Source organism: Litoreibacter sp. (assembly GCF_039974535.1).
GTDB lineage: Bacteria > Pseudomonadota > Alphaproteobacteria > Rhodobacterales > Rhodobacteraceae > Litoreibacter.
Genome location: NZ_JBDWIU010000011.1, coordinates 264,980 through 282,126 on the forward strand (window position 1 = coordinate 264,980; position 17,147 = coordinate 282,126).

17 protein-coding genes are annotated in these 17,147 nt (G+C 56.1%); 5 read left to right on the plus strand and 12 right to left on the minus strand.

The annotated features are described in order from the left end of the window. Positions 1-145 precede the first annotated feature (145 nt). Positions 146-478, minus strand: coding sequence for a hypothetical protein (locus ABJN86_RS11790; RefSeq protein WP_348367338.1), 333 nt, complete (start codon positions 476-478; stop codon positions 146-148). Positions 479-695: 217 nt separating this feature from the next. On the opposite strand from ABJN86_RS11790, the gene xth reads away from it, so the two are divergent. Continuing rightward, the gene (xth, locus tag ABJN86_RS11795; RefSeq protein WP_348367340.1) at positions 696-1,478 is read left to right on the plus strand and encodes an exodeoxyribonuclease III; all 783 of its coding nucleotides are present in this window, start codon (positions 696-698) and stop codon (positions 1,476-1,478) included. 79 nt (positions 1,479-1,557) lie between these two features. On the opposite strand, the gene dksA is transcribed toward xth, so the two are convergent. Beyond that, on the minus strand, positions 1,558-1,980 hold the full coding sequence (dksA, locus tag ABJN86_RS11800) for an RNA polymerase-binding protein DksA (RefSeq protein ID WP_348367342.1): 423 nt from the start codon (positions 1,978-1,980) through the stop codon (positions 1,558-1,560). A 190-nt stretch (positions 1,981-2,170) separates the two neighbouring features. Here dksA and ABJN86_RS11805 point away from each other — a divergent pair, with 190 nt between their 5' ends. The 4 genes from ABJN86_RS11805 (at position 2,171) to ABJN86_RS11820 (ending at position 6,044) form a co-directional block, all read left to right on the plus strand. After that, the gene (locus ABJN86_RS11805) at positions 2,171-3,040 is read left to right on the plus strand and encodes a MoxR family ATPase (protein ID WP_348367344.1); all 870 of its coding nucleotides are present in this window, start codon (positions 2,171-2,173) and stop codon (positions 3,038-3,040) included. Positions 3,041-3,416: 376 nt separating this feature from the next. Continuing rightward, positions 3,417-4,673 (plus strand): DUF2927 domain-containing protein, encoded by a 1,257-nt coding sequence (locus tag ABJN86_RS11810; RefSeq protein WP_348367345.1) that lies wholly within the window; start codon positions 3,417-3,419, stop codon positions 4,671-4,673. Positions 4,674-4,679: 6 nt separating this feature from the next. Continuing rightward, positions 4,680-4,853 (plus strand): hypothetical protein, encoded by a 174-nt coding sequence (locus ABJN86_RS11815; protein ID WP_348367347.1) that lies wholly within the window; start codon positions 4,680-4,682, stop codon positions 4,851-4,853. Continuing rightward, positions 4,854-6,044: a VWA domain-containing protein gene (locus tag ABJN86_RS11820; RefSeq protein WP_348367348.1), complete on the plus strand. Its 1,191-nt coding sequence runs from the start codon at positions 4,854-4,856 to the stop codon at positions 6,042-6,044. Here the strand turns inward: ABJN86_RS11820 and ABJN86_RS11825 are convergent. The 10 genes from ABJN86_RS11825 to ABJN86_RS11870 form a co-directional block, all read right to left on the minus strand. Beyond that, positions 6,041-7,093: a Hint domain-containing protein gene (locus tag ABJN86_RS11825; protein ID WP_348367350.1), complete on the minus strand. Its 1,053-nt coding sequence runs from the start codon at positions 7,091-7,093 to the stop codon at positions 6,041-6,043. The two genes, ABJN86_RS11820 and ABJN86_RS11825, sit on opposite strands and share 4 nt — an antisense overlap. Before the next feature lie 193 nt (positions 7,094-7,286). Continuing rightward, entirely contained in the window at positions 7,287-7,586 is a 300-nt protein-coding gene (locus tag ABJN86_RS11830) for a hypothetical protein (protein WP_348367351.1), read from the minus strand. A 226-nt stretch (positions 7,587-7,812) separates the two neighbouring features. Then, entirely contained in the window at positions 7,813-8,919 is a 1,107-nt protein-coding gene (gene ribD, locus ABJN86_RS11835; RefSeq protein WP_348367353.1) for a bifunctional diaminohydroxyphosphoribosylaminopyrimidine deaminase/5-amino-6-(5-phosphoribosylamino)uracil reductase RibD, read from the minus strand. Between the two features lie 4 nt (positions 8,920-8,923). Beyond that, positions 8,924-9,391, minus strand: coding sequence for a transcriptional regulator NrdR (nrdR, locus tag ABJN86_RS11840; protein ID WP_348367355.1), 468 nt, complete (start codon positions 9,389-9,391; stop codon positions 8,924-8,926). 106 nt (positions 9,392-9,497) lie between these two features. Further along, complete coding sequence (locus ABJN86_RS11845; RefSeq protein WP_348367357.1) at positions 9,498-9,914, minus strand: secondary thiamine-phosphate synthase enzyme YjbQ; 417 nt, start codon at positions 9,912-9,914, stop codon at positions 9,498-9,500. Beyond that, positions 9,911-11,560 (minus strand): DUF4166 domain-containing protein, encoded by a 1,650-nt coding sequence (locus ABJN86_RS11850; RefSeq protein WP_348367358.1) that lies wholly within the window; start codon positions 11,558-11,560, stop codon positions 9,911-9,913. Before ABJN86_RS11850 ends, ABJN86_RS11845 begins: the two co-directional genes overlap by 4 nt. Beyond that, the gene (locus ABJN86_RS11855; RefSeq protein WP_348367360.1) at positions 11,553-11,993 is read right to left on the minus strand and encodes a DCC1-like thiol-disulfide oxidoreductase family protein; all 441 of its coding nucleotides are present in this window, start codon (positions 11,991-11,993) and stop codon (positions 11,553-11,555) included. Before ABJN86_RS11855 ends, ABJN86_RS11850 begins: the two co-directional genes overlap by 8 nt. A gap of 100 nt (positions 11,994-12,093) precedes the next feature. Next, positions 12,094-14,070 carry an RNA polymerase sigma factor RpoD gene (gene rpoD, locus ABJN86_RS11860; protein ID WP_348367361.1) on the minus strand — a complete coding sequence of 659 codons (1,977 nt, stop codon included), beginning with the start codon at positions 14,068-14,070 and terminating at the stop codon, positions 12,094-12,096. Between the two features lie 98 nt (positions 14,071-14,168). Continuing rightward, a complete protein-coding gene (gene dnaG / locus ABJN86_RS11865) occupies positions 14,169-16,145 on the minus strand; it encodes a DNA primase (protein ID WP_348367673.1) in 1,977 nt (658 codons plus the stop codon). Positions 16,146-16,422: 277 nt separating this feature from the next. Continuing rightward, positions 16,423-17,124 carry a hypothetical protein gene (locus ABJN86_RS11870; RefSeq protein WP_348367363.1) on the minus strand — a complete coding sequence of 234 codons (702 nt, stop codon included), beginning with the start codon at positions 17,122-17,124 and terminating at the stop codon, positions 16,423-16,425. Positions 17,125-17,147 lie beyond the last annotated feature (23 nt).

Consider the following 17,147-nt stretch of genomic DNA (forward strand, 5'->3'; position numbering starts at 1 on the left):
TTTGCTTAATAATTCGGGCACGATTACGGCCCAGAATTGTTAATTTCGGGCACCTTTTAAGACACCGGTGGTCCAAATTCACACAAAAACGGCCACGCCGGTGCACCCTAGCGTAGCCGTTTAAGTATCGCCTTCACCTTAAAGTTCAGGCGACTTTCTTTTGCGCTTCTTCCGACAATGCTTCCGGAGTTAACTCCTCCGGCACGTCGTTTTCTAGCGCTTTATCTTCTGTGTTCGTGTCGACATCCTCCACCGCGGCATCCTTTTCCTCAGGTGCGGGCAGTGCCAAAGCTTCATCCGGCATTTGCTCTGGAAGCTGCAAGCCCACATGGCCCGTCGCAGGGTCCAAAGTGACGCGCGGCTTAACCGGCAATCCGTCGATCGCTGCGTTCAGCTCAGATACAATACGCTCGAAGCTTTGGCGTTGAGTTTCCACGACAGCGTCTTTCCCGCGGCCTCTAAAAAGAAATTTGAACATCATGTCATCCTTGAGTGCTGTCACTGATTCCGTCTTCTTTATATTGCGCTATCAACGGCCCTACAGCGGGGAAAACTTCGACTGATGATGCAAAAGTGACGAGACTTTCCGACCCGTGCTTATTTTCTGAACAACCGCACTGGCGCCAATGCCCTCTGTCGCCCTTGCCCCCGCGCACAGCATGATTGATACCTTGTGCAAACAAAGGGGCCGCATCATGAAAATAGCCACGTTCAACATCAACGGAATTAAAGCCCGCATCAACGCGCTGACCGACTGGCTGAACGAGGCACATCCCGATGTCGCCTTGCTACAAGAAATCAAATCCGTCGATGAAAACTTCCCCCGCGAGCATTTTGAGGACATGGGCTACAACGTTGAGACCCACGGTATGAAAAGCTTCAACGGGGTGGCTATTCTTTCAAAGCTCCCACTTGAAGACGTCACCCGTGGCCTGCCCGGCGATGACACCGATGAGCAAGCTCGCTGGATCGAGGCCACAGTCGTTGGCGAGCACCAAGCCCTACGCCTGTGTGGGTTGTACCTTCCAAATGGCAACCCCCGCCCAGGCCCAAAGTACGATTACAAACTCGCTTGGATGGAGCGCATGTACGCCCGCGCCCGGCAACTCATGGCAGATGAGATGCCCGCGATGATGGCTGGTGACTACAATATCATCCCACAATCCGTCGACGCCGCCCGCCCCGACGCTTGGCGCGAGGACGCATTGTTCTACCCTGAAAGCCGCGCCGCATACCGCCGCATTCTGAACCTTGGCTTCACTGAAGCCTTCCGCAGCCGCAACCCCGCGCCCGAGCAATACAGCTTCTGGGATTACCAAGCGGGCGCATGGAACAAGAATGACGGTATTCGCATTGACCACCTGTTGCTCACGCCACAGGCAGCGGATTTGCTTCAAGATTGCCAAATCGACAAGGAGTACCGAGGCCGCGAAAAACCGTCAGATCACGTACCGGTTTGGGTTGAACTCGCGGCCTAGTCCCGCTTCGCGAAACAAAAAAGCCGCCAGCGCATCCCTGCACTAGCGGCTTAGATTCTGAACCGATACTCAAATTCTCTTAGGTATCGCGGTGGACCTTTTCGCGGCGCTCGTGGCGCTCTTGCGCCTCAAGGCTCATTGTCGCCACAGGGCGTGCATCCAGACGTTTCAACGAAATCGGCTCGCCGGTCTCATCACAATATCCGTACTCACCTTCATCAATTCGGCGCAACGCTGCGTCGATCTTAGAGATCAGCTTGCGTTCACGGTCACGCGTCCGCAGTTCCAAAGCCATGTCGGTTTCTTCAGACGCTCGGTCCGCGACATCCGGAATGTTGCGGGTGCCATCCTTCATACCTTCGATGGTCTGGGCACTTTCATCCATGATGGATGATTTCCAGTCCAGAAGTTTACGACGGAAGTACTCGGTCTGGCGCTCGTTCATGAACGGCTCGTCCTCAGCCGGGCGATAATCGTCGGGTAGAAATACTTCGGCTTTCATACCATTTCCCTCACTAATTTACGTAGGCAGATATTCAAGTCCGACTCAAACACGCGTCCACGCCTCAATTTTCCCTGCGTCCTCGTACCTCAAGCTCCCCCCCTTGTCACGCAGATAAGGAGGGTTAAAAGTACCTAACGTGATCAATTTTTGATCAGTCAACTCCGCGCCACAGAGGCTTGTTTTGCATATGGATTCTACACACACTCAAACCCGCCCGCTTAAGTTCACTGGGACAGACAGCTATGTGGCCACCGACGACTTAACCGTCGCCGTCAATGCTGCCGTGACGTTAGAGCGCCCCTTGTTGGTTAAAGGAGAGCCTGGAACCGGCAAAACAGAGCTTGCGCGACAGGTTTCCTCTGCCCTTGGTCTGGAGATGATCGAATGGCACATCAAGTCGACCACTAAGGCGCAACAAGGCCTTTACGAGTATGACGCCGTGTCCCGCCTGCGCGACAGCCAGCTTGGTGATGAAAAAGTTCATGACGTCGCTAACTACATCAAACGCGGAAAGCTCTGGCAGGCGTTTTCCCGCGACGACAAGTGCGTTCTGCTGATCGACGAGATCGACAAGGCTGACATCGAGTTTCCCAATGACCTGCTTCAAGAGCTCGACCGCATGGAGTTCCACGTCTACGAGACGGGGGAGACGGTGAAGGCACGACAGCGGCCTATCGTGATCATCACCTCTAACAACGAGAAAGAGCTGCCTGACGCGTTCTTGCGTCGATGCTTCTTTCACTACATTCGCTTTCCAGACCTCGACACAATGCGGGCAATCGTCGAAGTCCACTTCCCCGGCCTGAAGCCTGCATTGCTAACTGCGGCCCTCACCCAGTTCTATGAAGTGCGTGAAACCAACGGGTTGAAGAAAAAGCCGTCTACCTCTGAGGTGCTGGATTGGCTGAAGCTGTTGTTGGCCGAAGACCTCAGCGCAGAGGACCTGAAAGCCAACGGCGCGTCCGCCCTCCCTCGCCTTCACGGTGCACTTCTTAAGAACGAGCAAGATGTTCACCTGTTTGAGCGTTTGGCCTTTCTGGCGCGCGGGCAGCGTTGAGGAACCGGTTTTTAGAAACAATCGCCCGCAAATTGCCCAATTCGCCACAAATTCACGCCCCAATACATCGGTTAATAGGCCGTAAATCGAGCAATGGGCGGGACAACACCGTGAACACACGACCAGTACGACCAAAACAGGCCAAATCCATTGAATGCTATATGGCATCAATAGGTTATCCTGAGATAAATTGTGTCCCCCGTGCCACGATCGCATTACTTCGCAGATTTTTCGCACTAGAATTGAAAAACGTAGGTATAACGCTGTGATGCGCTGTTTAATTCTACCTGTTGTTTGCCTTATGGCTGCCTGTGTTCCCTCTACTAAAAATGAGGTTCCTGGCCGTAATGCTCCCGTAGCCACGTCCCTGCCACCAATGAAGACATTCGCCACGCAACGTGGTGGTGGTGTGAACCGGCCAAATTCACAAATTGCTCAGGATTTTCTTGATCTTACGTTCCAGATGGAAAGCGGCCGCCCGCTTCCTTGGCTTACAAAGTTTGAAGGCCCCATCAAAGTTTCGGTTCAAGGAGATGCTCCCGCGTCACTAGAGGGCGATCTTGCGCGCCTGCTATCGCGATTGCGGTCCGAGGCTGGCATCAACATCTCGCGCGCCCAATCTGGCGAAGCTCCGCAGATCGTGGTCGAAGCAATTCCACGCAAAACACTCCAAAAAGCCGTGCCCCAAGCCGCTTGCTTTGTAGTTCCCAATGTTTCTGGTTGGTCCGAATTCAAGCGCAACCGCGGCAATGGCACAACCGATTGGACACGTCTTTCCAACCGCACCAAGGCCACGGTAATCATTCCAAACGATGTGTCCCCGCAAGAGGTACGCGATTGTTTGCACGAGGAAATTTCGCAAGCCTTGGGTCCACTAAACGACCTTTACCGCTTGCCTGACAGTATCTTCAACGATGATAACTTCCACACGGTTCTGACCGGTTTCGATATGCTGATCCTGCGGGCCTACTACTCGCCGCAGCTCAGAAACGGCATGACCCGTGGGCAGACAGCACGCGTATTGCCCGGTTTGCTGAGCAGTTTGAACCCACGTGGCAATCGTGCCGCTAAAACCGGCGCCAATCGCACTCCGAAGCAATGGAATGACGCGATTACGACCGCTCTGGCCCTGCGCACGCCGCAATCCAATCGTGTCCTGAAGGCCGCGCAAGCTGTGAGTATCGCCAAGTCCCAAGGTTGGACTGACAATCGCCTCGCGTTTTCCTTGTTCGTGCAAGGGCGCGTGTCCTTGGCATCCAAACCAGAGACCGCAATTGCCGCCTTTATGCAGTCGGGCAATATCTACAAACGGCTATATGGCGCCTCCGTTCATGCTGCACATGTAAACACCCAGATGGCGGCATTTGCGCTATCATCGGGTCAAGTCGACGTGGCAATTCGCCTTACAGACGAAGGCATTCCAGCCGCACGAAATTCTTCCAACGCCGCCCTATTAGCGACGCTCTTAATGATCAAAGCCGAGGCGCTTCAAGCCGTTGGCCGCGACGATGAGGCACGCCGCGTAAGGCTCGACAGCTTGGGTTGGGGCCGCTATGGCTTTGGCTCAGAGAAAAATGTGCGGGCGCGGTTGAATGAGATCAAAGCATTGGCCCCCCGCCGGGTACGGAGCTAGGCACTAATGGCCCCTCTAATCGGTATGGTTTTCGGCGCTCTCTTGGGAGCGGTTGTGGCCAAACGCAAAGGCGGTAACCGCCTCGACATGGCGCAATATGGCGGCGGTTTCGCCATCATCTTCGGGCTTTTGGGCCTATTTGTCGCCATCTATCTGGCCCGTGCAGCCGCTGGGGCCTAAATGTTCCTGCCCTTTTTCGACAACCTACGGAAGGCCAGCGTCCCCGTAAGTTTACGCGAATATCTGGCCTTCCTTGAGGGCATGCAGGCCGATCTTGTCACCTATGACATCGACGGGTTTTATTACCTCGCTCGCACCATCATGGTGAAGGACGAGCGACATCTGGACCGCTTTGACCGCGCTTTTGCGCATACATTCCAAGGCCTTGAACAGATCACTGCTAACGATGTGGTGGAGGCGATGGATCTGCCCGAAGAGTGGCTGCGCAAGATGGCAGAGAAGCACCTGTCGGAAGAAGAGCGCGCCGAGATCGAAGCCTTGGGCGGGTTCGACAAGTTGATGGAGACGCTCAAGAAGCGGCTCGAAGAACAAAAAGGCCGCCACCAAGGAGGCAACAAATGGGTGGGCACCGCTGGCACCTCCCCCTTTGGCGCATATGGCTACAACCCTGAAGGCATCCGCATCGGGCAAGATCAATCCCGTCACCAACGCGCGGTGAAGGTCTGGGACAAACGCGAGTTCCGCAACCTCGACGACACGATCGAGCTGGGCACGCGCAACATCAAAGTCGCCCTAAAACGCCTGCGCAAATGGGCCCGCGATGGTGCGGCGGACGAGTTGGACCTAAACGGCACCATCCAAGCCACCGCCGAGAACGGCTACCTCGACGTGAAAACCCGCCCAGAGCGGCGCAACGCCGTCAAAGTGCTGCTGTTCTTGGATGTTGGCGGCTCAATGGACCCGCACATCAAAGTCGTGGAAGAGCTGTTCAGCGCCGCGCGCACCGAATTCAAACACATGGAGCATTTCTACTTCCATAACTGTCTCTATGAGGGGGTTTGGAAAGACAATTCGCGCCGGTGGAACGCGCAAATCCCAACCCATGACGTCCTGCGCACATACGGGCCAGACTACAAATGCATCTTCGTCGGCGACGCGTCTATGTCCCCCTACGAGATCGCCTACCCCGGTGGCGCCAATGAGCATATGAACGCGGAGGCCGGTCAGGTTTGGCTGGAACGTGCGCGTGATCAATGGGGCAGCCACCTTTGGATCAACCCGCTGGAGGAACGCTTTTGGCGCTACACGCAATCGGTGGGCATGATCCAACAAATATTCGGGGCAGACCGGATGGTGCCAATGACTCTGCAAGGGATCGAGGCCGGTATGCGTGCGCTCACCCGCGGCTAGGCTACCGCCAGTAGGACCTGCGCTTCGCGCCCTGTCAGACATGTTCGGGCAGCCTCTGACCCTTTGTCTTTAGAACATCCTGGAAACAGCGTTTCCAACTCAGCACGCACCGCAGCATCAAACCCGTTTAACACCGTGGCACCTGGGAAAAAGCTCTCGGTAGGTAGCCCGTCCGACATCACCACCTCATGCTGGTCGAACGCAAGATGCATATAGTCGACCCCGTCCTGACCGTCGATTTGACGAATGCTATGACCGTTCACCAAATGAATGGCCGCAACAAGGACTTCATCACGGGCAAACATCAATTCAACGTCCACGCCCCCAAGCAAAATGCGGTGTTGGGGTGAGACCAACATATCACGCGCCGGCTCACCCGGTGCAATGGCGTCCTTGGCAATAAACACTGGGCGTAGACGAGGTTGATCGGCCAAATCCAGCGCGCTTAATTCAGTGCGACCAACCCAGTTTACAGGTTTGGCGCCGCTATCAAGCGTACACACAACGTCCCCCACGGCGATATCCTCGATACGGCGCATACCTGATGGGGTCTCGATCATAGTGCCTGACGTGAAACAAGGCGGCGTGGCATAGGCCGAATACGGCGTTGAGGAGTCTGAAGGACCTTCACTGGCCGCAACAACGGTGAGCAGAACACCTTGCGGGGGAAATTCCCCAATGAAGGCAATCCCTTCAACGGTAGAAAAGCTGGTGACGCCTGGCTCATTAATATTGAACCCGATGATAGTGTAACTGTTGCCATCAGGATCTTCAACGGTCAGCGTGTATTCGGCTTCCACGCGCTCGTTGCCTGACAGGCCGGACAGCGTCCCGTAACTTGTTGTGCCATCAAGGTTTTGGCCGTTTTCACTGTCGTTAAAGTTCGCATCGTTGTCGGTAATATCAACCTGAACCCAAGCGTTAGAGTTCAACGTGATCGTTTCGCCAACCAGATGAGAACCGTCGCCTTGGGAGAACCCAGACAACACTGCGCCGCCCGAGATCGAGATCTCCGACGCTTCCAAAGTAAATACCGTAAAAATAGCCAACTAACTACTCCTCAAACAACCGCCGTCGCGCTTAGCAGTCAACGCAGTTGTGCCAGCGGTCGCGGGCGAAATTATGTCGAAAGTGGAGGTAAAATTAGGCCATTCATTAGCTAATCCACCTTAAAATAAAGAAAGCCCCCCGCGTGATGCGGAGGGCCTCTTCCGTCTCGGGAGGAAAGACTTTCGGGGAAGTTTAGCGGGTCACGCGGCGCTCAGCAGCGGAGTCGTTGCCTAGTGCGAAGAAGGACAGCAGGTCGACATCTGCACGAGTGGCTGGGCTAGCCGTAAACTGGATCTGGTTTTCGGCAGCGGACCCGTTGGCCAATGCTCCAGCTTGTTGCGATCTGAACACGTCGCCACGGGACGTATTCCCAACAACACGCTCAGCGGCGGAGTTGTTGTCCAATGCGAAATATGAGGCGGCATCTGTTACCTGAGCGAAGGCAGGAGCAGTTGCGGACAGGGCGATGATAGTTGCGATTACAGTTTTCATTTTGATCTCTTTCGTTTCTCTGCGGCGGCGTGTTGCCGTCTGTTGAGATCAATATGAGGCCCGCACAAAGGTTCATCAATGCGATATTTTCGTAAATCTTATGCATTTACGTTCGCTTACGCACATAAAGCCTTCGCTAGAGCCCATACCATAACGGGCGCGTGAAAACATGCTCACGAACTGTGAGATCGTTGAAATACATGGGTTTTTAGATCAGAAGACCTGATCAGGATGTGGCCCGGCGCCAGATATGCATCGTGTCTTCGCCAATTCGGCGGGTCTCGCACAGATCAAAGCGTGGCGTATCCGCCAGTGATGGGTAATCCAGAGCTCCAAGGCTCGGAAGCCCATCCCGTCCAAGCATCACGCCAGCGGTGAAACCCACAACATGATCCACAACTTCTGCCGTCAACAAGGACGCGGCCAGTGAGCCCCCGCCTTCGCACAGCACTCGGGTTAAGCCAGCTTTCGCCAAGGCCCCCATCGCCTCGGCCATATCAAGCCCGGATGGCGTATCAGACACCTGCAACAGTGTAGCGCCACGGTCCGTCCAGAACTTACGCGCGTCTTGTGGAGCCGCCTCGCCGTGCAGCAGCCATACCGGCGCACCGCTGTCATCTTCAGCCAAGGGACCGTGCGTCGGGATATCGAGCCGCGAACTCACCACCACGCGCACGGGTTGGCGGCGCTCTCCCATTCCGCGCAAGGTCAGGGACGGCAAATCTTCGCGCGCAGTGCTACCGCCCACCATAACCGCGTCATGGCTGGCACGTAGCGCTTGTACCTGCTGGCGGGCTTGGGGGCCGGTGATCCACTGGCTCTCCCCTGTTGCGGTCGCGATGCGCCCATCAAAAGAAGAGGCCAGCTTTAGGGTCAACATGGGGCGGCCAAGGTTGATGCGTTGCAGGAAACCTTGCTGCGCAAATATGGCTTCCTCGGCTAAAACGTCGGCGACCACCTCAATGCCCGCGTCTCGCAGCATCACCAGCCCCCTGCCCGACACGCGCGGATCAGGGTCGCCCGTTGCCACCACCACACGCGCAAGCCCCGCTTCGATCAATGCCAAGGCACATGGCGGGGTTTGGCCTGTGTGCGAACACGGCTCTAGCGTTACGTAGGCTGTGGCCCCGCGTGCGGCCCCTGTTGGGAGTTGAGATAAGGCGTGCCGCTCAGCATGGGGTCGACCCCCCGCTTGGGTCCAACCCCGTGCCAGCAGACGGCCGTCTTTAACCAAGACACAACCCACCGCAGGGTTGGGCCAAGTTTGCCCCAGCCCCCGCGTACCCAGCGACAGGGCCAAGGCCATCCACCGCTGGTCATCAGGCTTATTCATATCGTTAGTCGTCGTTCAAGATAGGTGGGCGCAACTCGGAGACGAAGTCCTCGAAGTCATCAGCCGCTTGGAAGTTCTTGTAAACAGACGCAAAGCGCACATAGGCAACCGTGTCGATACGGGCCAAGGCTTCCATCACGATCTCACCAATAGCTGGGGACTGGATGTCAGTCTCGCCCATGCTCTCCAAACGGCGCACGATGCCCGAAATCATTTGATCGATACGCTCTGGATCAACAGGGCGTTTTTGCATGGAGATGCGGATGGAGCGTTCTAGTTTATCACGGTCAAAGTCTTCGCGTTTGCCGGAAGATTTAATAACCACCAGATCGCGCAGCTGTACGCGTTCATATGTTGTGAAGCGGCCACCACAGGAGGGGCAAAACCGCCGACGCCGGATCGCCACGTGGTCTTCGGCAGGACGAGAGTCCTTCACCTGAGTATCTACATTTCCGCAAAATGGACAGCGCATCGCTTTTTTCCCTCTATCCTCTGTCTGGGTGTTTTCCCCCAGTTATCCACAGGCACTATAGGGTGCGCCCTATACTTTGGGTAGGGGCGAATTCCTTCCCCTAAGCCTAGTGAGACAGATACGCCACGACCTGACGTTGATGCGGCTGGTCGCGGTGCTCAAACAGGTAGATGCCCTGCCACGTGCCCAGAGCCAATTCCCCTTGCTGCACGGGGATACTCAATGAGACTGGCATCATCGCCGCCTTGATATGGGCGGGCATATCGTCAGGGCCTTCATAAGTATGCGTCAGATAGGACATGCTAGGGTCCGTTGTGGGCGGCACCAACCGCGCAAAAAAGTTCCGCAGATCGGTTTGCACCTCGGGGTCCGCGTTCTCTTGGATCAGCAATGAGCACGAGGTGTGGCGCACGAACAATGTCAGCAAGCCGTCCCCATCGCCCTGAACTGCGAGCCAAGCCCGCACATCGCGGGTGAATTCATACAGGCCTTGGCCACGGGTCGAGATGTTGAATGTCGTCATTGCGGCTCCAAATACCCTTTATAATGCACGATCAAGCCGCCCGTTGGCAGGCTTAGGCGCACATCAAACTGAAACCGTCCCTGCGCATCAAGGCTTTCCGTGGTTCTGCTAACGGGCGTCAAAAATTTGGGGATCGGTATAAATCCAAAGGCGCGCCCCTTGCCGACGGGAAAATGCAGAACGCCATCTTTTACGATCAGGTCAAGCCCAAAGGTCAGCGGCCCAAAGCGTTCGGTCATGCCACGCTTGGGATCATACCGCAGAACGGAGCGAAAGACCTTTTCGTCCATGGTGCGGGTCCAGACCTCTGACTGACCGTCCGCCAAAATGTCCACCTTTGCAGGGACATGCCCACCCTTTAGCGGAAAGCGCCCAATCAGGGCGGCAATTTTACCAAGCAACGTGGTCGCGGTGCTGACGTCCGCCATGCCTGAGAACCGCGCAACATATGCGGGGCTGTGAAGGTCTCGGACAGGGGCAGGCAATTCCTTAAAATCCTCTCCTAGGCTTTGGGTGAAAATTGGGGTCAACTGGCGATCACGACGTTCAAACTTGGCGTGGATGGTGCTCAGTTGCGCCTCCGCTTGCGCGCGTGTGAAGGCAGCCAATGCGGGGCGTGCTCCAGACACAACCTTCCCCGCGATGAGTTGATTTAGCAAGATAACGACAGGTTGCACTGGGGTTTTGGGCCCGTGACCGTCTGGGATGATCATATCCCACAGGCGCTCCTGCCTTTCGCCAGCAACAGTCCCTTGTACCCGTACGCGCATCCCCCCTGCATCCGAGCCAAAGCTTAGAAACTGGTTGGAAAGCTTGAGCAATGGTGTCGAAAGACCTGTGAGAGAGGTGATTTTAAGCGCTGGTACAATATAGCGAAGCACACTTAAGGAGCGGTGGAACAGCCCCAATTCCAGCCCTGCACGCGCGATCACGCTGCCTGCGCCGAAATATTTGGGAAAAAGTGCCGCATCAGGCGTGTTCACCAGAGAGGCAAGGCGCGGCTTCAAGCGCTCCTCCCCTACCTGTGGCGCGACGCGTGTGCCATCACCCCAACCGTATGCGACCTCCTTCCGCCCGCCAAGTTGGCGAGGGAACGGTTTGCCCACCTGCCCCAATATGGCTTGCATCACCGACAGACCACGTGGGGTTTTATTGCCGGGCACGATTGTCGTTTCAATCAGCTCCACCTTGTCGAGACCGTCAATCAAGTCCGCCGCAATGGCCGATGACAACGCAGGTGTCGTGGAGGCACCCGACCACGCGCAAACGCCCTGCTCCTTGGCCAATGCGTCCAACTCCGTGATGCCAGCCACAAAGGACGCCCCATCCGCGATGTCCAGATAATGCGCTCCCGCCCGCACAACCGCGCGTGCGAAGTCATAAGGGGTATCGCCGTAATCTTGAAACGGACCGGAGCAGTCAATCACCGCGAACGGCGCCAGCTCGTCCAAAGCTGCCTGCACCGCAAAAGGGTCGGTGCGCTCAAACGCCAAGGCCTGAGCCCCGATCTCTGCCGCAAGCGGCGTTAAGGTCTCAAGCCTGCGACCGGATATGGTTAGGGCAATATCATCGCGCGCTGCCAATTGCCGTGCCAAATGCCCCCCAAAGAGGCCCGTTGCGCCCAAAAGAAGAACCGACTTAGGCAAGGAATCGGTCCTTTATGTCTGCTGTGGGGACGAGGCAGTTTTCGGTTTTGCCAAAGAGTGCGTAGCGATTGCGGGCCATACGGTGATACAAAAAATCCGAAATCGGGCGCGGCAGGATGCGAACGATACGCCCCGCACCCCATATCCCGCCCAACGCCCCCATGGCGGCGGCGAAAGCGTCAAGCTTGGTGAAAATCTGCCCGTCAACGATGACAATATTGGTGTCGTAATCCGTAGACTTCAGGCCCAAATGCGCATAAATCGCCTCGCCCAAATCCGACTGCGCGACGATGAAGCGAAACTGCTGCCGCTTATCGTGCTTTAACATAAACTTAAGAAAGCCGGAGCACAGGACGCAAACCCCGTCGAAGACGACCACATCATTGCCTTGCGTTAGGGCCGTCACCTGCGGGTCGGGATCAAACTGTGCCATGTTCTGCAAGATAGAGCACTGCCACGAGGTCGCAAGTGAGTTGGTGTCGCACCCCGTTGAACTCGCAAGAAAAAAGCGCCCCGAAGGGCGCTTTCATATATTACTGATCCAAGAAACTGCGCAGCTTGCGCGACCGCGACGGATGCTTGAGCTTTCGAAGCGCCTTCGCCTCGATTTGGCGAATACGTTCGCGTGTAACACTGAACTGCTGGCCAACTTCTTCCAACGTGTGGTCGGTGTTCATGCCGATACCAAACCGCATCCGAAGCACACGCTCCTCGCGCGGGGTCAAGGACGACAGCACGCGGGTTGTGGTTTCCTTGAGGTTTTCTTGAATGGCGCTGTCCAAAGGCAGCACGGCGTTCTTGTCCTCGATGAAATCGCCAAGTTGCGAATCTTCCTCGTCACCAATTGGCGTCTCCAAGGAGATCGGCTCTTTCGCGATCTTCATAACCTTGCGCACTTTCTCAAGCGGCATTTGCAGCTTCTCGGCCAACTCTTCCGGTGTTGGCTCACGACCAATCTCGTGAAGCATTTGGCGACCGGTTCGGACCAACTTGTTGATCGTCTCGATCATGTGGACCGGAATACGGATGGTGCGGGCTTGGTCGGCAATCGAGCGCGTGATCGCCTGACGGATCCACCATGTCGCATAGGTCGAGAACTTATAACCACGGCGGTATTCGAACTTATCAACGGCCTTCATCAGACCGATGTTGCCCTCTTGGATGAGGTCTAGGAATTGCAGGCCGCGGTTCGTGTATTTCTTGGCGATGGAGATCACGAGGCGCAGGTTGGCCTCGACCATTTCCTTCTTGGCCTGACGGGCCTCTTTTTCACCTTTTTGAACTTGCTGCACGATGCGGCGGAATTCGGTGATGTCGACACCGACATATTGCCCCACTTGCGCCATCTCGGCGCGCAGGTCTTCAACCTTCTCGCGGGACCGCTCCATCAACGCATTCCAGCCACGTCCAGTTTTGGCGACAATGCGGTCTACCCAACCAGGGTCCAACTCGTAGCCACGGTACTCATCAATGAATTCGCGGCGGTTGATGCGGGCTTGGTCGGCCAGTTTCACCATGCTGGAGTCAATCGACATGATGCGGCGGTTGATGCCGTAGAGCTGGTCAATCAGCGCCTCAATACGGTTGTTGTGCAGGTGAAGCGAGTTCACCATCTCGACGATCTCAGAGCGCAGGCCTTGGTACGCCTTCTCTTCTTTCTTCGAGAAGGTGTCGTCATGATTAATCGTCGCCGAGATGCGCAAATCCTGCATCGCCGCCAACTTCTCGTAGTCATTCGCAATTAGGTCGAGAGTTTCCAGCACGCGCGGCTTCAGCGCGGCCTCCATCGCGGCCAAGGACATGTTGGCTTGCTCGTCCTCGTCATCCTCATCGTCGTCTTTGGCGATTGGATTGCCATCGGCGTCCAGCTCTTGCGCGGCCTCAGCCGGCTTTGCTTCGCCACCCGCGACGGGGGCCACAACGGCCTCGGTCTCGTCGCTTTCTTCCTCTAGCGTGTTGCCAAATGTGGTCTCAAGATCGATCACATCGCGCAGCAAAATGTCTTCTGACAAAAGCTCGTCACGCCAGATGGTAATCGCTTGGAAGGTCAGCGGGCTTTCACACAAACCAGCGATCATGGTGTTGCGGCCGGCTTCAATACGTTTGGCGATGGCGATTTCGCCCTCGCGCGACAGCAACTCAACAGAGCCCATTTCGCGCAGGTACATGCGAACGGGATCGTCAGTGCGGTCCAAAACTTCTGTCGTAGAGGTCGAAAGGACGACTTCTTTGGCAGAGCTATCGACTTCGACCAAATCTTTGGTGCTGTCGTCTTCAGCCTCTTCTTCCTCAATGATGTTGATGCCCATCTCGGACAACATCGACATCACGTCTTCAATTTGCTCAGAGGCAACCTGCTCCGGCGGCAACACTTGGTTGAGCTGGTCATAGGTGATGTAGCCGCGCACACGCGCTTCGGCGATCATCTTTTTGACGGCGGCTTGGCTCATATCGAGGCCCGCTGCGGCATCCTCGCGCGCTTGCGTCTGATCGTCGGTGTCTTTGGCCATGAGTGCCTCCCAAAAAGCGCCTAGAGGTGATTCGTGCGAATCACTGCGAATCAATACCGCGAATCGGAGTGATTCGCACGTCGGTTTCTACATCGGGCTTATTGCCCCTTCTTCACCCAAATCTCACCATCGATAAGCGACTGTAAATAGTCAGACATGGACCCGCGATCTTCCCCAACGCCCCCGTCCGATATCCCCTTGCTGCGCATAGCATTATTGCGGGCCTCCGCCGCCTGCCCAACACGCCATGTCAGCGCCTCGTCGGCCACGCCATCAAGGTCTTCCACAGCATCTTCAATCTCGCGTTGAACACCGCGACGTGCCTCTAGTTTGGCGAGCTCTTCGGCCATGGTCATACGGGTGAGTTTTAGGTCGGCCCCTGCCCTAACAGCAGGCGCAATCTGCACATGGCTAAGCGACCAAAGCTTTTCAAGGGGGGCTTGGCCAATCTCGGTCACAAGAATGTTCTTCAGGTGCTCCGCGTCGGTCTCGTCGCTGTGACGCAGTAAGGCCGACAGCATCATACGGTGGTCATTGCCGTGCAGGTCCAGCACCTCTAGCTCCGACAAGAAATCCACCAGCAACACCGGATGCGCCATGAGGATGGCAAGAATTACGGCCTCGCGCACGCGCTCTTCCACATCAGTGCTCTGCGCCAGCAAGGAGTTCTTGGTCGAGGCCACCGCCACGCCCTTATCAGGGAATTTACCTTTGCCCTTCCCTTTGCCTTGCCATGACCCACGGTCGCGATTGGGTTGCCATTCCCCGCCGCCATTTCGTGGGGTCGGGTTCAGATCAAACAGCTCCGCACGCAGGCGCTTGATCTCGTGCCCGTAGTGGCTGCGTAGATTGCCATCGCTGATTTTCTTCAAGGCAGCCCGCAAGGATTGATCCAAGGCCGCACGACGCTCTGGGCTATCAAAGACCTTGCCTTCGGTTTCGCGCTGCCACAGCAAATGTACCAAGGGTTTGGAGTTCTCGACCAGCGCGCGCATGGCATCCACCCCTTGAGCCTTTATCAGGTCATCAGGGTCCAAGCCGTCCGGCAACACGCAAAAGCGCAAAGACTGCCCCGCCGATAGCATTGGCATCGCCAGATCAATCAACCGCATCGCGGCCCTGATCCCCGCAGTGTCACCATCAAGTGCGATGATCGGCTCTGGCGAGATGCGCCACAAAAGCTGCAACTGCGTTTCCGTCACAGCAGTACCCAAGGGGGCCACGGTGGATTTCAACCCTGCCGCCGACAGCGCAATCACGTCCATGTAGCCTTCGGCCACGATCAACGGCTCGCCCTTACCCGCGGCCTCGCGGGCGGGGCCATGGTTGTAGAGGCTGCGCCCCTTGTCGAATAATTCAGTTTCCGGCGAGTTCAGATACTTCGCGTTGTCATTCGGGTCCATCGCCCGGCCACCGAACGCAATGCAGCGTTTACGAGGATCGCGGATCGGGAAAATAATGCGGTTGCGGAAGGTGTCGTAAGGCTTGCCGCCCTTGGTAGATTCTTTGGCAAGACCAGCGGCGAGGATAAGCTCCTCCGCCACACCCTTGCCAGTCAAGTGATCCCATAGGTTTTGCCAGCCATCAGGTGCAAATCCTATGTCGAATTGATCCTGCGTTTGCTGGGACAGCTTGCGTTTATTGATGTAGTCGCGTGCAGCCGATCCTGCGCCGGACTTCAATTGCAGGCGGTAGAATTGAGTGGCCTGCTCCATCACCTCCGCCAATTGCGTGCGGCGGTCCGCCTGCTTTTGCGCCTTGGGATCGCGAGCGGGCATGGTCATGCCAGCCTCTTGCGCCATGATCTGGACCGCGTCCATAAACGGCACATTCTCAGTCTCTTGAATGAATTTAAGCGCGTCGCCTTTGGCTTGGCAGCCGAAACAATAGTAGTAGCCCTTGCGGTCATCCACGTGAAAACTGGCGGATTTTTCCTGATGAAATGGGCATGGCGCCCACATGTCGCCCTTGCCTGGGTTGGACTTTCGTTGATCCCACACAACCTTACGCCCCACCACCTGAGAGATGGAGGTCCGTTCGCGCAATTCATCAAGGAAACCGGGTGGCAAGCTCATAGACCAGAATATCGGGTGCATGGACGCCAGAGTCCAGTGAGCTAACCTAGAATTCCCGCGGATTTAGTTAGTTTCTGCGACACGCGCACCTACGGGTCACGAAGGTTTAACCTGCTCATCGGCAAATACTCTGATGCGGCGAGGAAAATTTCAAGAAGACGTTTTAGGTGCGTTAAAAACGCTATCCCCCAATAAAAAACGCGTGCCAACTGGAGTGGCACGCGTTATCGCATCCGCGTCCCGAGATGGGTAAATCTCAGTCGCTATGCAATACTGATCAGTTGGTTGCGAAGCAGTAAAGCAAACCCGCACCACCTGTTTTTGGGAAATCCGCAGCGCCACAGCCAGCAGAACCATGCGCCGAATTCCACGAGATCATGTTGCGCGATTTGTTCAGCCCTACACGATCATGATGCCCCACAATCGCCGAGCCTTGGCCATTGCTGGTCCAGTTGCTGCATGTCGTGTCGCCGCCTGCGGTCGAGAAGTGACCATTTGAATCTGATCCAGTCAGGATGTCATGCATGTTGGGCTTGCCGCCACGCCCGTTAACCTCATGGCCCGTCTCATCAAGCCCAGTAGCCAAGCTGATGTTGACTTGATCACTGTGCAATTCATCGACATTTCCCGCGATCATTTCGCCTTTGGAATTGTACCATGGGCCCGAGCCAATGCGGTCACGTGCACTGATACCGTTTGTTACTTCAGGGGAGCCGCTGCTGCGATCAATTACCATACTTGTGCTGAGATATGCGGCCCAAGACTTGGAAGATCCAGCAGCTTTAGCGAGGGTCGTGCAATGCGCATCGGCCCCGTCCAATCCGCCGAAATTCGCGCCGTCACTTCCGGCAACACTGGTAATAAAGAACGACATTTTTTCGACGTCAGTGGCGCCATCCGCGTGGGCTGCCAAAGCACCGCCCGCAACTGATAGTGCCAGTGCTCCGCAAAATGTTGTGAATTTGGATGTGTTCGTCATGCCGTCTCTCCCGTTGCAATGCT